Here is a 17646-nt window from a genome sequence, read left to right as displayed (position 1 = left end):
GCGAACTTTTACATTTGGACAAATAAGAAAACTCTCTCTAATTTAGAGGTTAATCTTCTTAATTTCCTCGAAAGATGATAGACGCTAATGCTTACCACTAAAACTAGTTATCTTGAATGTTTAGGATACTTACTCAGAAACAGCGAAGGTCTTCTTGAATCCTTCTATTGCTGCCTTCATCTCTTCATCTTTTGGTAATCCGCCAGTTGTACGAATTTCTTCAAGTAGTGCTGCGTGATTTTGATCTAAATATCCGTTAAATTCATCTTCAAAGCGAGTAATATCAGCTACAGGGATATCATCTATGAAGCCACGGGTTAACGCATATAGGATTGTTACTTGTTTTTCTACTTTTAATGGTTTGTTTAAACCTTGTTTCAGTACTTCAACAGTACGTGCACCACGGTTTAATTTTGCTTGTGTTGCTTTATCAAGGTCTGATCCGAACTGAGCAAATGATTCAAGTTCACGATAAGAAGCTAGATCTAGACGTAAAGTACCAGCAACCTTCTTCATCGCTTTAACTTGTGCAGAACCACCAACACGAGAAACAGATAAACCTGCATTAATCGCTGGACGTACGCCAGAGAAGAAGAGGTCAGACTGAAGGAAGATTTGTCCATCAGTAATCGAGATAACGTTAGTCGGAATATAAGCCGATACGTCACCAGCCTGTGTCTCAATGAATGGCAATGCAGTTAATGAACCTGCACCTTTTGCATCACTTAATTTTGCAGCACGCTCAAGTAAGCGAGAATGCAAGTAGAACACATCACCAGGGTATGCTTCACGACCCGGAGGACGGCGAAGTAATAATGAAAGCTCACGATATGCCGAAGCTTGTTTCGTAAGATCATCAAAAACGACAAGAACGTGCTTACCGTTATACATGAACTCTTCTCCCATTGTTACACCCGTATAAGGAGCTAGGTATAACATTGGTGCTGGTTGTGATGCTGAAGCAGTAACAACAATAGTGTAATCTAATGCCCCGTGCTTACGTAGTGTTTCAACTACTCCACGAACGGTAGATTCCTTTTGACCAATCGCAACATAGATACAAACCATATCTTGATCCTTTTGGTTCAAGATTGTATCAATTGCTACAGATGTTTTACCTGTTTGACGGTCACCGATAATTAACTCACGTTGTCCACGTCCAATAGGTACAAGTGCATCAATCGCTTTAATACCTGTTTGAAGTGGTTCATGAACAGATTTACGATCCATTACACCAGGTGCTGGACTTTCGATAGGTCTTGTTTTTGTTGTTTCAATCGGACCTAGTCCATCAACTGGTTGTCCCAATGAGTTTACAACACGACCGATTAACGCTTCACCTACAGGAACCTCCATGATGCGTCCTGTACGGCGTACTTCGTCACCTTCACGAATATCTGTGAAAGGTCCTAAGATAATAATACCAACGTTATTTTCCTCAAGATTCTGAGCCATACCCATAACGCCATTTGCGAATTCTAAGAGCTCTCCAGCCATGACATTGTCGAGGCCATGAGCACGAGCGATACCATCACCTACTTGGATTACAGTACCTACATCACTAACCTCTATATCAGACTGATAGCTTTCGATTTGCTTTTTTATCAGCGAACTAATTTCTTCAGCATTGATGCTCATGAGTTTCACCCCTATCTACAATCTATTTGCGACTAATTGTCGCTCTATTCGTTCTAGCCTACCGCTAATACTTCCATCATAAATACGATTACCAATTCGTAGCTTCAGACCACCTAATAGATCTTCGTCGACTACGTTTTGTAAACGCAATGAAACTTTCCCAACTTTTTCAGCAAATGAAGATGATATTGCAGCTAATTGAATTTTAGAAAGTGGTCGAACGGAGTATACAATTGCATCCTCAGTACCACGAGCTTCATTCGCACTTGCTACGTAATAAGCAACGATATCAACTACATAATCAATCCGATGACGATCAACTAATAGTAATAGTGTATTCACTACCGATTGTGACAGGCTAGCAAATGATTCCATTACAAGTGACTTCTTCGTTTCAATGCTAACTTTAGGATGATTAAATACATTCAAAAGTTCTTTGTTTGTTGTAAAAACTTCCTTCACAACAAGCAAATCCTTTTCAAAATGATCGATTTTGTTTTGTTCTTTTGCTAACTGAAAAAGAGCTACTGCATAACGTTTCGCTACGATTTCTTTACTCATCGACTTTCGCCTACCTCATTGATGTAGTCGTTTATCAATTTTTCTTGTTCTCGTTCATCCAATTCTTTTTCAATCACTTTAGAAGCGATTAATACTGACAATGATGCAACTTGCCCGCGTAATGCTGTAACAGCTTTTTCTTTTTCTTGCTCGATTTCTTTAAGAGCACCATCTTTAAGTCGACCAGCTTCAGAACGAGCAGCTTGGATAATATCTTCTTTTTGTTGCTCACCAAGCTTCCTCGCATTTTCCACTAAAGTCTGACCTTCCAAGCGCGCTTGCTTTAAAAGCTCACGTTGCTCTTCAATAAGTTTTTTCGCTTCTACATTTCTTTCCTCAGAACTAGTAATTTCATTTGTGATATGTTCTTCACGTTGCTTCATGATGTTCATAACTGGACCAAATGCATATTTCCCTAGCAATGCAAGTAAGATTAAGAAACAGACAAGTTGAAATAGGATATCACCTGTATTAAGACCAGTTCCAGCCCCTACTGCAAGATCAAAAGTTAACATAGCTCGGTTTCACTCCCTTCAAGAGTTCCATGATGGGTTATGATAGTTCATAATTTTCCACTTAAATGGTTATCGAAATGAATATTTAGACATAGCAGTTCCATCTACTAAAATGAGGAGGATAAGAATACGTTTCCTTCATGATAAATGTGGAAGTCTACTAATCGTAATAATTGTTGAATACATAAGCTCATACTAATTTTACATGATAATATACCGGATAAAGGAAAGGCGAAGGTTCTCACTTGAGACGACTTCGCCACCATGAACCGGTATTAAGAAAGACTTAAACTATTATTGGAACATTACGATAAATGCAATAACAGCAGCGATAATTGGAATCGCCTCTACTAACGCAACCCCGATGAACATTGTTGTTTGAAGCGCGTTTTTCGCTTCTGGTTGACGAGCAATCCCCTCAACAGTTTTTGACACGATCATACCATTACCTAAACCTGCACCTAATGCAGCTAATCCAATTGCAATTGCAGCAGCTAAAGCTCCCATTATATAATTCCTCCTTGAGTATTAAATACTTTTTTAATTATTTATTATTAATGGTCCTGACTCACTTTGTGTGCCATATAGACCATTGTTAACATCGTAAATACGAATGCCTGGATAGATCCAATAAAAATACTAAATGCTTGCCAAATAATCATTGGTAAAGCCGCTACGATTGTACCGAAAATACCTGTAAATATGCCTGAATCATAGCCATTTACTGCAAGTCCTGCAAGTAACGTTAGAAGAATTTCACCTGCGTAGATATTACCATAAAGACGAAGACCAAGTGTTAAGGTGTTTGAAAATTCTTCAATGATTTTGAGTGGAAACATGAAAGACATCGGTTTGAAAAATTCTTTTCCATATGCCTTAAAACCCTTCATCTTAATACCATAGTAATGTGTTAAGCTGACCACCATAACTGCTAGTGTTAACGTAATGGCTGGGTCTGCGGTTGGTGATTTCCACCATAGATCATTGTCAACTACGACAGCAAATGGTAGACCTAGCATATTTGATATAAAAACATACATTAATAAGGTCATTCCCAGCGTTATAAAACGTCCACCAGTTTGCCAGTCCATTGTACTGCCGATAATATTTTTCACAAAATCGACAATCCATTCTACAAAGTTCTGCATTCCTGTCGGTTCCATTTTCAGGTTCCTTGTTGCCGAGAATGCAATTAAGAATACGATAAGACTAGCAATCGTAATCATTAATACGTTTGATAAATTAAAAGTTAAACCTAAAAACTCTCTCACAGGAGCTCCGTGATCCAATAGATTCACCTCTCTTCCAAGCTATGCGCGTGAATGTTGTATTGCAAAATCTATCATAATAACAATGTACATTGTCATTAATCCCAAAATAACACTAATCAAATGGAAATAGTCCGGAAACTTCAAAGCGAAGAATACAGCGACAATAGCAGCTGCCATTCTAGAAGCTGTTCCTAATGATGCCTTTTTTCCTTCTTCTAAAGCAAGGCTGAACTGTTTGTTTTTCCTAACCATTGCCCACAAATTATACAGACTAATACTTGTCCCTAGCATTAACCCTAGAAACACGGACTGATATTCCGTAAAGCCCCAACCTATTACATAAAGGGCAAGTAGATAAAAAATGTACTTGCGATATCTGCGAAACATCAGTTGTAAATCAAACATGAAATATTTAATCTCCTGAGAAAAAGTAGTGGACTAATTTAAGCATGGCCTAAATGTAAGCAGCTAGTCCAAGTAGAAGGCCTATAACCAAAAGTCGGTGGATTATTGGTGTAAATCTTCCATCCATTTTCCTCCAAATGCACCAATTAGAATGAAAGCTACTAATTGGGAAAGAAACGCGGACATGAGGCCCATTTCATGTAGCGGATGGTGTCATTCTGGCACATTCTATAAATCTTCGCTACTTGATTTATAATGGATTTAGGGGTTGAAAACGGGTTTTAAATTGGAATTGTAAACCTTCTCATAATACCCTAATTTAGCATACAATAGCAGATAGTTTGTGTCAATCCGTTTAAAGTTAAAATATTCACAATCTATTTAAAACATCACAATTCGTTCACATTTTTACTAGTTTCCCTCTTGACATCACTATATGTTGTGAATTATTCACTTAGTGAAAGATCTACTTCAATCTGATCTTCCTGACCATCTTCCTTCGCAAATATGATCGCTTTATAATCAGTTTTCGGTATCTTAATCTTATCTAGCTTTATCTCCTTTTCGACAACCCCTCTTGGAACTTGTTTTTGCCAATCTAAGAAATCAACAAATCTCAATGTGTCTGGATCATATAAAGCAATTCCAAATTCATCTGCGCCACCAGGTAAATAGGCTTGATACTTATAGGAGTCTGGTTGATCACCTAAAGCAAATTCAAATCCCATTACTCTCGGGTAGTTCGGTTCATCTATAACAAACATATAGGGAAGCTCTAATTTGTTCTTCCCTTGATTAAGTTGCAACCAACCTTGGTGAATCCCTTGTTTTATACGACTAGGGGTCAAATCTAGGCTTATCTCAACATTCTTTTTCCCGCCTTTTTTAACAGTTACACTAGTAGGAAGCTTCCATTGAATTCCCGTCTTGTTTTTTGGTTGTTGAAAGGTAATCGTCTGATCGCGATTTGATTGATTATCAATTGTTATCTTTTGTGTTTTTTCTGTCCGAGGGTTATTTTTTTTGTATTGTCCAAATGTAAGTGAACCTGGGTAAATAAGAACTTCTGCTTCTATCGCGTCTTTTATATTTATTCTTCCAGTACCTTGTTCATTAGGCTTTAACCTTATTTGCTGTTCGTCTGCTAATACCTTCGCTGTATTCATGATCGCAGCCTTAATTTGTTCTGGATTCCAATTTGGGTGAGCTTGGATGATGAGTGCACATGCACCTGCAACATGTGGTGCAGCCATGCTTGTTCCTTGTAAAGATAAATAGCCACCGGGAACAGTGCTTTCTATCGCTACTCCTGGCGCAACGACATCAGGCTTTATCGCCCAGGTAGTTGTTACTGGCCCTCTGGAACTAAATGAAGCAAGTCCATCTTCTTCCTTTCTATATAAAGTCCGAATACGTGGATTCTGTTTGATTTTCTTTTTTATTGCTAGACCATCTTCTTTTGAAATTGAAACAACAGGTATATCTAGTTTTGTTTCTAAAGCTCCTGAGAAATCTCCCGTTACATTGTTGTAAATAATAACTGCTTTTGCGCCTATTTGTTTTGCATAAAGTGCTTTATCTGTAAAGGTGATCTTTCCTCTTTCTAGCAAGACAATTTTCCCTCGCATCTCCCCAGTTAATTCTTGCTTTTCTCCCAATCCCGCAAAAACGATTTCATCTAAACTCTTTAGTTCCCAAGGTTTTGCTCCTTGTAGAGGATTGATCGGAATATCTTTATTTACACCTGCAATCTTTATGTATGGCATTTTCAATGGTGGTGTTGAAGCTCCCACAGAAATTGCCTTTGCTGATGTGCCAGGTGAACCTACTGTCCAAACATCTGGACCGGAATTGCCGCTAGAGGTCACAGCAACAATCCCTGACTCAACTGCTCGATCAAGTGCCAGGCTAGTAGGCCAGTCAGGACCATTTACACTATTTCCTAATGATAAATTGATAATATCTACCTTATCAACCATTGCCTTTTCTATTGCTGCAATCACTTGCTCGGACGTACCCATTCCGCCGGAACCTAACGCTCTATATGCATAAATATCTGCCTCTGGCGCAATCCCCCTTAGTCTACCATTTGCTGCAATAATTCCAGCAACATGTGTACCATGGATCGTTGCCCCTTTCCCCTTTGCCAATGACTCCATTGGATCATTATCGCCGTCAATTACATCATAGCCACCTTGGTAATTTCGAGACAAATCAGGATGATTGTAGTCAATACCAGTATCTATGATCGCCACCTTGACACCTCTGCCACTTAGTCGTTTATTTTCACGGTCAAATAGACCTCTTACCTCTTCTCCACCGATAAACGGAACACTTTCATTGATATGAGTTGCATAACGAACAACAGGACTTGTATGAAGAACAGCAGGATCTTCCTTTAACCGTTTTAGCAAGTTTTTTGGACCTTCTACCGAAAAACCATAAAATACGTGTTGATAGCTGTGTTGAATCGTAAGTTCAGGAATACGTTGTATTTTTTCTTCTATCTTATTGAATTCGGATTTTTCAACGATCAACATAACTCGCTGATTTCCTTTTTGGGTATCTGTTGGAAGGGGTGGTCTTGTAGGATATGTCTCACTCTTTACATACGTCGGCAATGAGAGAATACATACTAGTAGGAGAGATTGAATGATTACTTTTTTCATGTTGAACATGTTTTTTCCACCTCAGTAGTAGTTTGTTCAAAGGATTGAAAAAACATGTAGGTAAAGAAAAAAAGGCTAACTACGTGAGTCAGCCTCTTATATTGCTATTATTATTTTGTTCCATAAAGTCGGTCGCCAGCATCCCCTAAGCCTGGGACAATATAGCCGTGATCATTTAGTTTTTCATCTAATGCTGCAATATAGATATCAACATCAGGATGTGCTTCTTTTACTACTTCCACACCTTCTGGTGAAGCGATTAAGCACATGAATTTGATGTTTTTCGCACCGCGTTTTTTAATACTATTAATGGCTTCAACTGCTGATCCACCTGTTGCAAGCATAGGATCTACGACAATTAACTCACGTTCTTCAATGTCAGATGGTAGCTTTACATAATATTCAACTGGTAAGAGTGTTTCTGGATCACGATACAGACCAACATGTCCAACCTTCGCCGCTGGGATTAGTTTTAAAATTCCATCTACCATTCCCAATCCTGCACGTAGGATCGGCACGATGCCAAGTTTTTTCCCTGAAAGTACTTTTGATTTCGCTGTACATACAGGTGTGTCAACTTCAACCTCCATTAATGGTAGGTCTCGAGTAATCTCAAAAGCCATTAGACTTGCTACTTCATCGACAAGCTCGCGAAATTCTTTTGTTCCTGTTTTTTTATCACGGATATATGTAAGTTTATGTTGAATTAATGGATGATCAAAAACGTATACTTTCCCCATCAAATCATCTCCTTTTCTTTATGGTCTTTGTTAAGGCTCTTTTCTAAAACAATCTTTGCGAAAACAACCTTGTTAAAAATAGTTGCTCTAAGACTGAAAATCCAATCGTTAGCAGAAAATAATTTGAGTAAGTCGGGCGAAAAGTTCACAAAGATTAGCTACGTTCAAACTCATTTGAAAAGCATAACCTTAGTAAAAAAGCTTCTTTAACACCTCAATAGATTTTACAGAAAATCGTCTTTAGTTTCAAGTTAATCCTCGAGTAAATATTTTGCTATTTAGATATCTTATTTCCTGTAAAATAAACAGACTATTCTAATAATTAATCTGTAGGTGAACACTGTCACTGTTTTAATTATACATGTCCATTGAAATTCCTGCCATTCCTTAACTATATGTAGGGGTGGATTAAAGAGGTGGGGTTATTTACTTTCAGCAGATTCTTTCAAGATGATCAAAAAAAACGGACAACTTATCCACTAAGTCGTCCGTTCTTTATTTCTTATAGATTGCGGTATAATGGGAATTTGCTTGTTAAATCTGTTACGCGTTGTTTTGCTTCTGCTAGTTTTGCCTCATCTTGGTGATTTTTTAGAGCAAAGGCGATAATACTTCCGATTTCATCCATTTCCTCTACGCCAAATCCACGACTTGTTACAGCAGCAGTACCAATACGTACACCACTCGTTACAAATGGGCTTTCAGTTTCAAAAGGAATTGTGTTTTTATTTACAGTAATACCGACTTCGTCTAGGACATGCTCAGCTACTTTACCTGTTAATTGAAGCGAGCGAACATCAACTAATAATAGATGATTATCAGTACCACCAGAAACTAATGTGAGTCCTTCTGATTGTAATTTTTCAGCTAAACGCTTTGCATTGTCAATGATATTTGCTGCATATGTTTTAAAGTCTTCTTGAAGGGTCTCACCAAATGAAACAGCTTTTGCTGCAATCACGTGCATAAGAGGGCCACCTTGAATACCAGGGAAGATCGATTTATCAATTTTCTTACCAAATTCCTCTTTACATAAAATCATTCCGCCACGTGGTCCACGAAGTGTTTTATGTGTAGTTGTTGTGACAAAGTCAGCATAAGGAACTGGATTTTCATGTAAACCTGCTGCAACCAATCCAGCAATATGAGCCATATCCACCATGAAATATGCGCCAACTTCATCAGCGATTTCACGGAATCTTTTGAAGTCGATTGCTCTAGGGTATGCACTTGCACCTGCAACGATTAGTTTTGGCTTATGTTCTTTCGCCTTTGCTAATACATCATCATAATTGATACGGTGTGTTTCTTCATCAACACCATATTCAACAAAGTTGTATTGAACGCCACTAAAGTTAACCGGGCTACCATGTGTCAAGTGACCACCATGTGATAAATTCATACCAAGAACTGTATCACCATGCTCTAAAATAGTGAAGTAAACGCCCATGTTTGCTTGTGCGCCTGAGTGCGGTTGTACATTTACATACTCAGCACCAAAGATCTCTTTCGCACGATCTCTTGCAATATCTTCAACAACGTCTACATGCTCACAGCCACCATAGTAACGACGACCAGGATAACCCTCTGCATATTTGTTTGTAAGGACTGAACCCTGTGCTTCCATAACTGCTTCACTAACAAAGTTCTCAGAAGCAATAAGTTCAATCTTCGTTTCCTGACGAGTACGCTCTAATTGAATGGCCTCAAAAATTTTCGCATCTTGATCTTGTAAATATTTCATATGGTTGTTACTCCCTTCATTCAAAACCTATAGTATTGGATTTATCTTACAAAGCTTTAAACGTTTATTTCCAATTATATTGTACACGTTTAGTAGCTGTATTGTAAAAGTTTTTCTGAAATATTTTTCTCGATTTTGTCTCTTTTTGTGAAATATGACTCCAAATACGAATATTAACCTCGTTTAAAGACATCATCATTCGTTATCATACTCTTTTTGTGATCATTCCTATTTCTTGATGTGATGAGTATTAATTGTTAGTTGTACAATTGGATAATGTCTATTGTCGTTACTTTTTCTTACAAAGTCAATATAAATAATTGAATATTTTGATGATTAGAGATGGGGATGCTTATTGTTTGGCGAGTTCGTGTAATGTTTGTGAAGGTTGATAGCCTTTTCGGCATAATTGTGAGGCTTTAAATGTACACATGATCGACTATAGGCCGATGGCTATTTAAGATCTATTGGGCAAAGTTGATAGATTTCAGAGCTATCCGCCTGTCAAACTAGATGTTCACTGGGAATTCCCTCGAGATAATCACTCAAACTACCCTAAAATAGTCACTTTCGGCAAGATCAATTACCTAAATACTTCCCCAAAACGAAAAAAAGGAATCAACCTAGTTGCTGTTGATTCTTTCTTAGTGACATGATTTATTTTCTGGTGTTGCTTCGTATACGGCTCTGGTGCCACCGATTAGTTTAGGTCGTGACTTTGCCATCGTGACATGTGCGGAGCCAATTTGCTTAATTTTACTGCGAATTGGTACTGCGACATGTTTTAGATGCATACCGATAAAGGTATCGCCAATATCGATGCCTGCGTCTGCTTTGATGAATTCCACGATGACTGGGTTTTCCATTTGTTGATAGGCGTAAGTGGCCATTGCTCCACCCGCGGTTCGAACTGGGATGACCGTGACTTCTTCAAAGCCCAAGGTAGTAGCTACCTCCTTCTCCAAGACGAGTGCGCGGTTCAGGTGCTCACAACATTGAAAGGCAAGGTGCGCTCCTGTTGTTTCTTTTAAATTGGCTAAGGTATCAAAAATCATCTTCGCCACATCTTCGGATCCTGCTGTTCCAATTTTTTTACCAATGACTTCACTTGTACTACACCCTATTACAAGCAGATCGTTTTTTTTCAATTTTGCTTGGGCTTGGAAGTCTGTTAAAAGGTCAGAGAGATCCTGTTGCCAAGTTTCAAGATTTGTCATTAATATACGACTTCCTTTTTATTGATGCTCGTTTTCGTATTTCGTAATCTTGCCCACTCGTGTCGCATGACGCCCACCTTGGTATTCTGTTGTTAACCAGATTTTGGCAATTTCACGTGCAAGCCCGGGCCCGATAACACGCTCACCCATAGCTAAAATGTTGCTGTCATTATGCTCACGTGTTGCTTGGGCACTGAACATGTCATGAACAAGCGCACAGCGAATTCCTTTTACTTTGTTGGCTGAAATGCTCATGCCAATTCCTGTTCCACAAATAAGAATCCCACGATCGAATTCGCCATTTGCTACCTTTTCAGCTACTGGTAAAGCATAATCAGGATAATCCACTGACGATTCACATTCACATCCCATGTCCTCATACTCAATATTTAACTCTTCAAGTAAAGAGATGATTTCTTTTCTTATATTTAGTCCACCATGATCTGAAGCAACTGCTACTTTCATTATGTCCTCCTAAAGGTTGATTTGATTTGAAATAGATTTCTCTTTCTTTATTCTATCTCTTATATAATGAAACGATCAATTGTTTTTCTTAACTCTTCAGAACTTTCAGCTAGTTTTTCACCAAGTTTGTTCATATACTCAATTTTTTCCGTTTGTTCGGTAATCGTTGCCGCAACTTCTTGTGCACCAGCTGACGTTTCTTCTGCAATTGCAGCGACTTCCTCGGATTGTGAACCTGTCATTTGCAGTGAATTCATCTGTTGATGAATGAGGTCACTAATTTGGTTGACTGCTGTTGCTACTTCCATAATCGATTGACTTGTATCCTCAAGCATTCTTGCTGAAGCTTGTCCGTTCTCTGCTTGATTATTTGCCGTTTCGACTTGTTCACCAATCTGACCGACTACGTTTTGAACTTCATCTTGAATATTTTGGATTAATCCTGTTATTCCTTTTACAGCATGAGCACTTTCATCTGCAAGTTTTCTTACCTCTTCAGCTACTACAGCAAAGCCCTTTCCATGCTCTCCAGCTCTCGCAGCTTCGATTGATGCGTTTAATGCTAATAAATTTGTTTGATTGGCAATGTCACCAACTAGTGAAACAATGGATGATACTTCATTGGCATGCTCTTCTAATCGACGGACAGCTGTCATAGAATTCTCATTTTCTCCTGCTAATGTTTGAATACCCGTTATGAGCGAATCATATACCTGTTTACTTTCAGTAAGTGAGGTGACCATTTCCTTAGACATTTTCTCTGAAGATGCTGCCTTTTCCTCAACCTGTGAAGCAAATTCGATTATATCTTCAACCGATGTCGCTGTTTCTTGAATCGAAATAGCTGATTGATCTGCTCCCCGTGAAATTTCTTGTACTGTCCCTTGGATGACTTCGGCTTGGTTGGATGCAGCATTTGATGCAATCGTCAATTCCTTTACCTGTTCACTTGTTAGATGAAAATTCGATTCAATACTTTTCACCATATTTCTCATATTCTGTTGCATGTCATTAAAGGCTAGTGTAAGTCCTCTAATTTCATCATCACTTTTTGGTACTTCGACATCCTCATGAATATTCCCCTCAGCAGCCCGATTAGCAGCACCTTCTAACTTTTGTAGCGCTTTTGTGAGGATACCAGCACCAAAATAAGCTAAAACGCCTGACCATAGGATCCCCATGATTAATGTAAGTAAGGTAAATACTTCTTTAGGGATTAAATGATCAGCAAAATTCACTAGAAAATAAATAAAAAATCCACTTGTTGCATACGTTATGACCGCTAAAACAGTGATGAATAGGACAAGCTTTAGTCGTAAACTAAACTTATACTTCTTTCTTTTCTGCATCGTTGTTTCTCCCCCAAATTTCCTATTACTCAATTTTTTTTAATAACGCTTTAATTAACACTTCTAAATCTGCTACCGTTTGGCGATAGATATGAAGAGATCCACCAAAGGGATCGGTAATATCCATTACCAAATTATCGTCTTCTGCGACATATTCCGTCAGTGTATAGACCTTTCGACCTGCGTGTGGATGGAGATCAATGACAGCTTGTTTATGATTATTCGTCATCGTTAAGATAATTGTCGCCCAATCAACTAACTCATTGCTAAGAGTAGATGATTGATGGTTGATCTCTATCCCTTTTTCCTTCAATGCCTCAATTGTATTACCTGTGGCATTGTTTCCATCCATTGCATACACTCCTGCTGATTTTGCTTCAAGCTGTCCTGAACTTTTTAGTTGTTGAAACAAAGCCTCCGCCATCGGACTTCTACATGTATTACCGGTACAAATGAATAGTACTTTAGTCATGCGACTCATTCCTTCCTTCATTATAATGGAAACGTTATTAATAAAATAGTCTGATTATTAATTTTTTATTTTTATCTATCGTGTCATTATTGTAACTCAATTTGGGTTAGTTAAATAATCGAACCCACTCACTCTACTTCACATTATAAAATTTTTTCCTCCCGCCTGTATAGATAAACGTACTGACCCTTTTACCCTAAGCTCTCACTTCTTGAAGATCATGATTGACGGGAACTCTAATCCAGTTCGCTCAATTAACTTAAATTAGTTTAAGACCAACCTTTATCCATTGTCTTACCAAGTTTACTGATGAAAAGACTTTAGAAGATCTTAAGCTACATGATATTATTTATTTTAGATAGTCATTTTGATAGGGGGAGAAACATTTATGAACCAGCTAGCACAAATGTATTGGGATGAATATTGGAGATCCCAAGGTAAAGAAAAACCAACCTTAGTAAGTTCATGGCCCTTTGGAGCTAATCCTGACCATTTAGCTCAATTGGTCATAGATGGTGTTAAAACGGCTACTTGTTCAGCCTTCATTTTGTATGAACGTGAAAACGAGCCCATTCCTTCTGTTGAAGAATATAGTGTAATCTTAAATAGCAAAGACCACCCTTTAGCGATTATTAAAACAGTCGATGTGAAAATAATGCCAATGAATGTAGTTCCAGAGGATTTTGCTATCGCTGAAGGCGAAGGGGATAAAACATATCGATATTGGAAAGAAGTTCATGAAGAATTCTTTACTGAAGAGTTGGCTAACTTAGGGCTTGAGTTTTCAGAGGATATGATGCTAGTATGTGAGCGGTTTGAATTAATTGATGTGAAAAAATAAGTAATAGGTGATTTTCTAGTTTGACAGCAAATTCTATGTTGTCGAATTTGCTGTCTTTATTGTTGGTTTATTTAGTACTATTCTGGTTAGAGCCATTAGAAACATGTTGTTTTCCCTTTGAATATTGATTTTTATTACACTGCCTACTAGATTCCATTTATACTTAGGACTCTTTTCGCTGGTTTATTGAGTCTTATTGTTGTTACTGTGATTTGTGTAGGACAATAAAAATCCAATTGCCGATTTTTATTAGTCTTGTGCATTAAAGGTTTACGAAAAGAGCTTAGCTAAAACACATAAATATAAGGATCTGAAGGTGCTTCGATTTTTTCTAGTTGGTTAATTTTGATTTCTGGTATTTCTTGGCCGTCTCTTTTTTGTTTGCTGATGGTTCCGGTGACTTTGACCCATTCGTCATTTTTTAGTTGCTTGGCCGCTTCTCCGGTTGCCAATGTGCCCATTACCTGAAGGTCAGCGACACAGCAGGATACGGTGAATCTTGAGATTGCCATTTGATCTGGCTTAAAATCTGGTTCCCGGTAGACAAATCCAACCATTTCAATTTGTTTTCCGGCAAATTTATCTAGATTTGTTTCAATATAATTGGTTATTTTTGAATACTCATCATCTCTTACTACTATTTTATCACGGTTAAGCAAGCCCTCGAGGAATAATTCATCGACACTTTTTGCTTCTGTTCCTTCTTGTTCACTTGTATTTGTTGGTTGCACTTGCTCTGTTTGTGTACTGGCGGTTCCAAGGTTCATTCCCCTTTTTGCAATCACCGAACTGTCGAGGATCACTTCTGGGAACATAAATCCTGTTAAAACAGGAAATAAAAATAAAGCGTAAACCAATAGTGATTTAATTGGTGACTTTTTTCGACTATGATCGATACCACAGTCACAGTAAATATCTAAGTCCTTCTTGGAATCGCTTCGCCATATTTGCAAAATCCCTAATACAAGGAAGATTCCTGTTGCAAAATAAACAAATGGCAGCATTCTAGGCGCGATAAAATTGGTAATGTCACCTGAAATGACTAATTTAAATAAGAGTAAGGTAAATCCGACTAAAATAATTCCGCGAATGTATTTTTGGAAGCCTAAATCAGTTGTTTGTTCCATCCTGTTTCCTCCGTTCATTTCATAAAATTCCCTTAACTAGAAAGTCATTTGGTAGAGGATAACCCCTAAGTAAACGACTACTGTTACGATAACAATAAATACGAGAACAAATTTTGTTCGGAAATAAGCAAATAAGAGAATCACATTTTTCAAGTCGAGCATCGGTCCATATACAAGGAACGCAAGCAGGGCACCTGGGGCAAATGCATGACCAAATGACGCCGCTACAAAGGCGTCTGCCTCAGAACACAGCGATAGAACAAAAGCAAAAGTCATCATGACAAGTGGTGATGTGTACTCATTTGCTCCTAAATTGAGGAGAATCTCTCTATCTAAGAATGTTTGGAATAAGCTTGCAATAAAAGCACCAATGATCAGGTATTTACCCATATCAAAAAACTCATCACTAGCATGATAAAGAGTAGCCTTTAACTTGTTGACATTAAGCGTTTTGGGTAATTCTGTTTGTGTCCCAATTAAATCCTCTGATGTATGTTTTAATTGATCACTATTTTTAAAGAATACATACAATACGAGTCCAATGACCATTGATAAAACAAATGCTAGTCCCATTCGTCCAACTAAAATACTTGTGTTAGAGCGAAAGGCGAAATAAGTTGATGCTGCTACTACAGGGTTTAGAATCGGCGCACATGCTAAGAAAACAAATGCAACATGTAAAGGCATCCCTTTTTTTATTAATCTTCTTACAACTGGCACAATCGCACACTCACAAACAGGGAAGATAGCACCAAGGAGGGCGGCTGGCAGGACGGCAATAATCATATTCTTAGGAATATACTTCTTTACCATTTCCTCCGATACGAAGATTTGGATGAGTGATGAAACAAATACACCTAATAAAATAAACGGAATCGCTTCAATCACGATGCTTAAGAAGATGGTATTTAAATTCAACCAATCTTGAGGGATTGTGATCTGTGTTTGAAAGGCTTTGTAGTCCCAAAAAATAAAAAAGTAGATGAAAAGAGCGACAAGCGCTAAACCGATTAACTCCTTTGACTGTTTCAACATTGTTGTTTTCATTTATTAAAAACCCCTTTATCCAGGTATTAGCTTGCTTCTCTTTAGGTAGATTAGAAAAAGCAGAAAGCCACGCCCAAATGTTGGCTTTCTACTCTTCGTATGTTATTACATTTTTATTTAACCGAGGATTTGATATTTAATCTATTTTGTTTGATTCTCTTCTAATAGGCCAAAAATAATCTTTGCCTGATCGGTGTTGTCGATTAATCCTTTAAATCTAGATTTTTCAGGTCCGTATGCATAGACAGGAACTTCTTCGCCTGTGTGTCCACCTGTTGTCCATCCTGTTACGGAATGGTCGTTGACAATTGCTTCGATTGCGTTGTCAATTTCTGTACCATTTCCAGTTTCAACTGCTGCTTTAACAGCTTGGATTTCTTCTGTCGTGATTTTACTGTAAAATGAGCCAGCAATATATTTTTGCATAATTGACTCGACATCAGCACCTGTACCAGCTGCAAAGATCTCGGCTGCTATGTAGTCTGGAGTCTTAGTGAAAGCTTTAATTGGTTCGACATGGAAATTGTAGTCACCATTAGCTGCTGCTTTAGTGTTTGATCCTAAAGTGAGCCCCCCTGTCGCGTGATCTGCAGTTGTAACGACTAACGTTTCACCATCTTGTTTAGCGAAATCGATAGCAGCATTGAATGCACGTTCGAAGTCATCCATTTCACTCATTGTTCCAACGACATCATTATCATGCTCTGCCCAGTCAATTTGGCTTCCTTCAACCATTAAGAAGAAACCATCTTCATCGGTATTTAAGCGCTCAATTGCTTGACTTGTCATTTCTTCCAATGAAGGGATTGAGTCATCACGATCAATTGCCTTCGGAATACCTCCTGTTGCAAATAAACCCAATACTTGACCATTGTCATCATTGATTAATTCCTCTTTATTGGTGACAAAGCTGTAGCCATCATTAACAAATTCTTCCGCTAGATTACGAGTATCCTTCTTACGTCCATCTTCAGGGATGAAGTTCTTTGAACCACCACCAAGAATAACGTCAATTTTATGGTTGCCTGCAATTAACTCATCAAAGTAGTCATCAGCAATCGCGTCCATATTTTTACGGCTCTCATCATGTGCTCCATAGGAGGCAGGTGTTGCATGAGTCACTTCAGACGTTGCTACTAAACCTGTTGCCTTTCCATATTCCTTCGCTCGTTCAAGAACGGTTTCATACGGATTCTTTTCTGGGTCCATTCCAATCGCATTATTGTATGTTTTGATACCAGATGCCATCGCCGTTGCAGCAGATGCAGAATCTGTGATTTTCTGTGAAGGGTCATCGGGATACGTTGTTTGCATTCCTACCAAATAGTTATCAAACACTGATGGCTCCATTGTTTTTGTTGATGGGTCATCCTTCATGTAACGGTGGGCCGTTATCGTTGAAGGCCCCATCCCATCACCAATTAGAAAAATGACGTTCTTTATTTTAGCTGCTGATTCATCTTCTGCTTTTGCAGCATCTTGATTTAAGCTCGCAAAACTGCCAATGACCACTGAAGATAGTACGGCTGCAGTTACTAGTTTTTTCGTTATTGATCGTTTAAAAACCATCCATTTTCTCCTCCTA

17 protein-coding genes are annotated in these 17646 nt (G+C 38.2%); 1 reads left to right on the top strand and 16 read right to left on the bottom strand.

Features of this window, described 5'->3' with window-relative positions:
* Positions 1–129: 129 nt before the first annotated feature.
* From atpA to AC6CHR_RS11050, 13 genes are all read right to left on the bottom strand, one after another.
* Positions 130–1638: a F0F1 ATP synthase subunit alpha gene (gene atpA, locus AC6CHR_RS11110; RefSeq protein WP_498248787.1), complete on the bottom strand. Its 1509-nt coding sequence runs from the start codon at positions 1636–1638 to the stop codon at positions 130–132.
* 15 nt (positions 1639–1653) lie between these two features.
* The gene (locus tag AC6CHR_RS11105; protein WP_498248786.1) at positions 1654–2199 is read right to left on the bottom strand and encodes a F0F1 ATP synthase subunit delta; all 546 of its coding nucleotides are present in this window, start codon (positions 2197–2199) and stop codon (positions 1654–1656) included.
* On the bottom strand, positions 2196–2714 hold the full coding sequence (atpF, locus tag AC6CHR_RS11100) for a F0F1 ATP synthase subunit B (protein WP_498248785.1): 519 nt from the start codon (positions 2712–2714) through the stop codon (positions 2196–2198). Before atpF ends, AC6CHR_RS11105 begins: the two co-directional genes overlap by 4 nt.
* A 294-nt stretch (positions 2715–3008) precedes the next feature.
* Positions 3009–3221, bottom strand: coding sequence for a F0F1 ATP synthase subunit C (atpE, locus tag AC6CHR_RS11095; RefSeq protein WP_146950229.1), 213 nt, complete (start codon positions 3219–3221; stop codon positions 3009–3011).
* A 47-nt stretch (positions 3222–3268) separates the two neighbouring features.
* Positions 3269–4003 (bottom strand): F0F1 ATP synthase subunit A, encoded by a 735-nt coding sequence (atpB, locus tag AC6CHR_RS11090; protein ID WP_498248784.1) that lies wholly within the window; start codon positions 4001–4003, stop codon positions 3269–3271.
* Positions 4004–4024: 21 nt separating this feature from the next.
* Positions 4025–4390, bottom strand: coding sequence for an ATP synthase subunit I (locus AC6CHR_RS11085; RefSeq protein WP_498248783.1), 366 nt, complete (start codon positions 4388–4390; stop codon positions 4025–4027).
* Between the two features lie 446 nt (positions 4391–4836).
* Entirely contained in the window at positions 4837–7068 is a 2232-nt protein-coding gene (locus tag AC6CHR_RS11080; protein WP_498248781.1) for a S8 family serine peptidase, read from the bottom strand.
* Positions 7069–7169: 101 nt separating this feature from the next.
* Entirely contained in the window at positions 7170–7799 is a 630-nt protein-coding gene (upp, locus tag AC6CHR_RS11075; protein ID WP_498248780.1) for a uracil phosphoribosyltransferase, read from the bottom strand.
* Between the two features lie 502 nt (positions 7800–8301).
* Positions 8302–9543: a serine hydroxymethyltransferase gene (gene glyA, locus AC6CHR_RS11070; RefSeq protein ID WP_498248779.1), complete on the bottom strand. Its 1242-nt coding sequence runs from the start codon at positions 9541–9543 to the stop codon at positions 8302–8304.
* 644 nt (positions 9544–10187) lie between these two features.
* Positions 10188–10760: a TIGR01440 family protein gene (locus AC6CHR_RS11065; RefSeq protein WP_498248778.1), complete on the bottom strand. Its 573-nt coding sequence runs from the start codon at positions 10758–10760 to the stop codon at positions 10188–10190.
* 18 nt (positions 10761–10778) lie between these two features.
* Positions 10779–11225 carry a ribose 5-phosphate isomerase B gene (rpiB, locus tag AC6CHR_RS11060; RefSeq protein WP_498248776.1) on the bottom strand — a complete coding sequence of 149 codons (447 nt, stop codon included), beginning with the start codon at positions 11223–11225 and terminating at the stop codon, positions 10779–10781.
* A gap of 59 nt (positions 11226–11284) precedes the next feature.
* Positions 11285–12574 (bottom strand): methyl-accepting chemotaxis protein, encoded by a 1290-nt coding sequence (locus tag AC6CHR_RS11055; RefSeq protein ID WP_498248775.1) that lies wholly within the window; start codon positions 12572–12574, stop codon positions 11285–11287.
* A gap of 25 nt (positions 12575–12599) precedes the next feature.
* The gene (locus AC6CHR_RS11050) at positions 12600–13046 is read right to left on the bottom strand and encodes a low molecular weight protein arginine phosphatase (protein WP_498248774.1); all 447 of its coding nucleotides are present in this window, start codon (positions 13044–13046) and stop codon (positions 12600–12602) included.
* 388 nt (positions 13047–13434) lie between these two features.
* On the opposite strand from AC6CHR_RS11050, the gene AC6CHR_RS11045 reads away from it, so the two are divergent.
* A complete protein-coding gene (locus AC6CHR_RS11045) occupies positions 13435–13887 on the top strand; it encodes an ASCH domain-containing protein (protein WP_498248773.1) in 453 nt (150 codons plus the stop codon).
* A gap of 287 nt (positions 13888–14174) precedes the next feature.
* Here the strand turns inward: AC6CHR_RS11045 and AC6CHR_RS11040 are convergent, their stop codons facing one another.
* From AC6CHR_RS11040 to AC6CHR_RS11030, 3 genes are all read right to left on the bottom strand, one after another.
* Positions 14175–15014 carry a TIGR03943 family putative permease subunit gene (locus tag AC6CHR_RS11040; RefSeq protein ID WP_498248772.1) on the bottom strand — a complete coding sequence of 280 codons (840 nt, stop codon included), beginning with the start codon at positions 15012–15014 and terminating at the stop codon, positions 14175–14177.
* Between the two features lie 36 nt (positions 15015–15050).
* Positions 15051–16061: a permease gene (locus AC6CHR_RS11035; RefSeq protein WP_498248770.1), complete on the bottom strand. Its 1011-nt coding sequence runs from the start codon at positions 16059–16061 to the stop codon at positions 15051–15053.
* A 141-nt stretch (positions 16062–16202) separates the two neighbouring features.
* Entirely contained in the window at positions 16203–17630 is a 1428-nt protein-coding gene (locus tag AC6CHR_RS11030) for an alkaline phosphatase (protein ID WP_498248769.1), read from the bottom strand.
* Between the last annotated feature and the right edge of the window lie 16 nt (positions 17631–17646).

It is taken from the genome of Metabacillus sp. GQ13 (genome assembly GCF_059758525.1).
The sequence above is the reverse complement of the archived record's forward strand: the minus strand, read 5'-3'. Positions and strand labels throughout refer to the sequence as shown.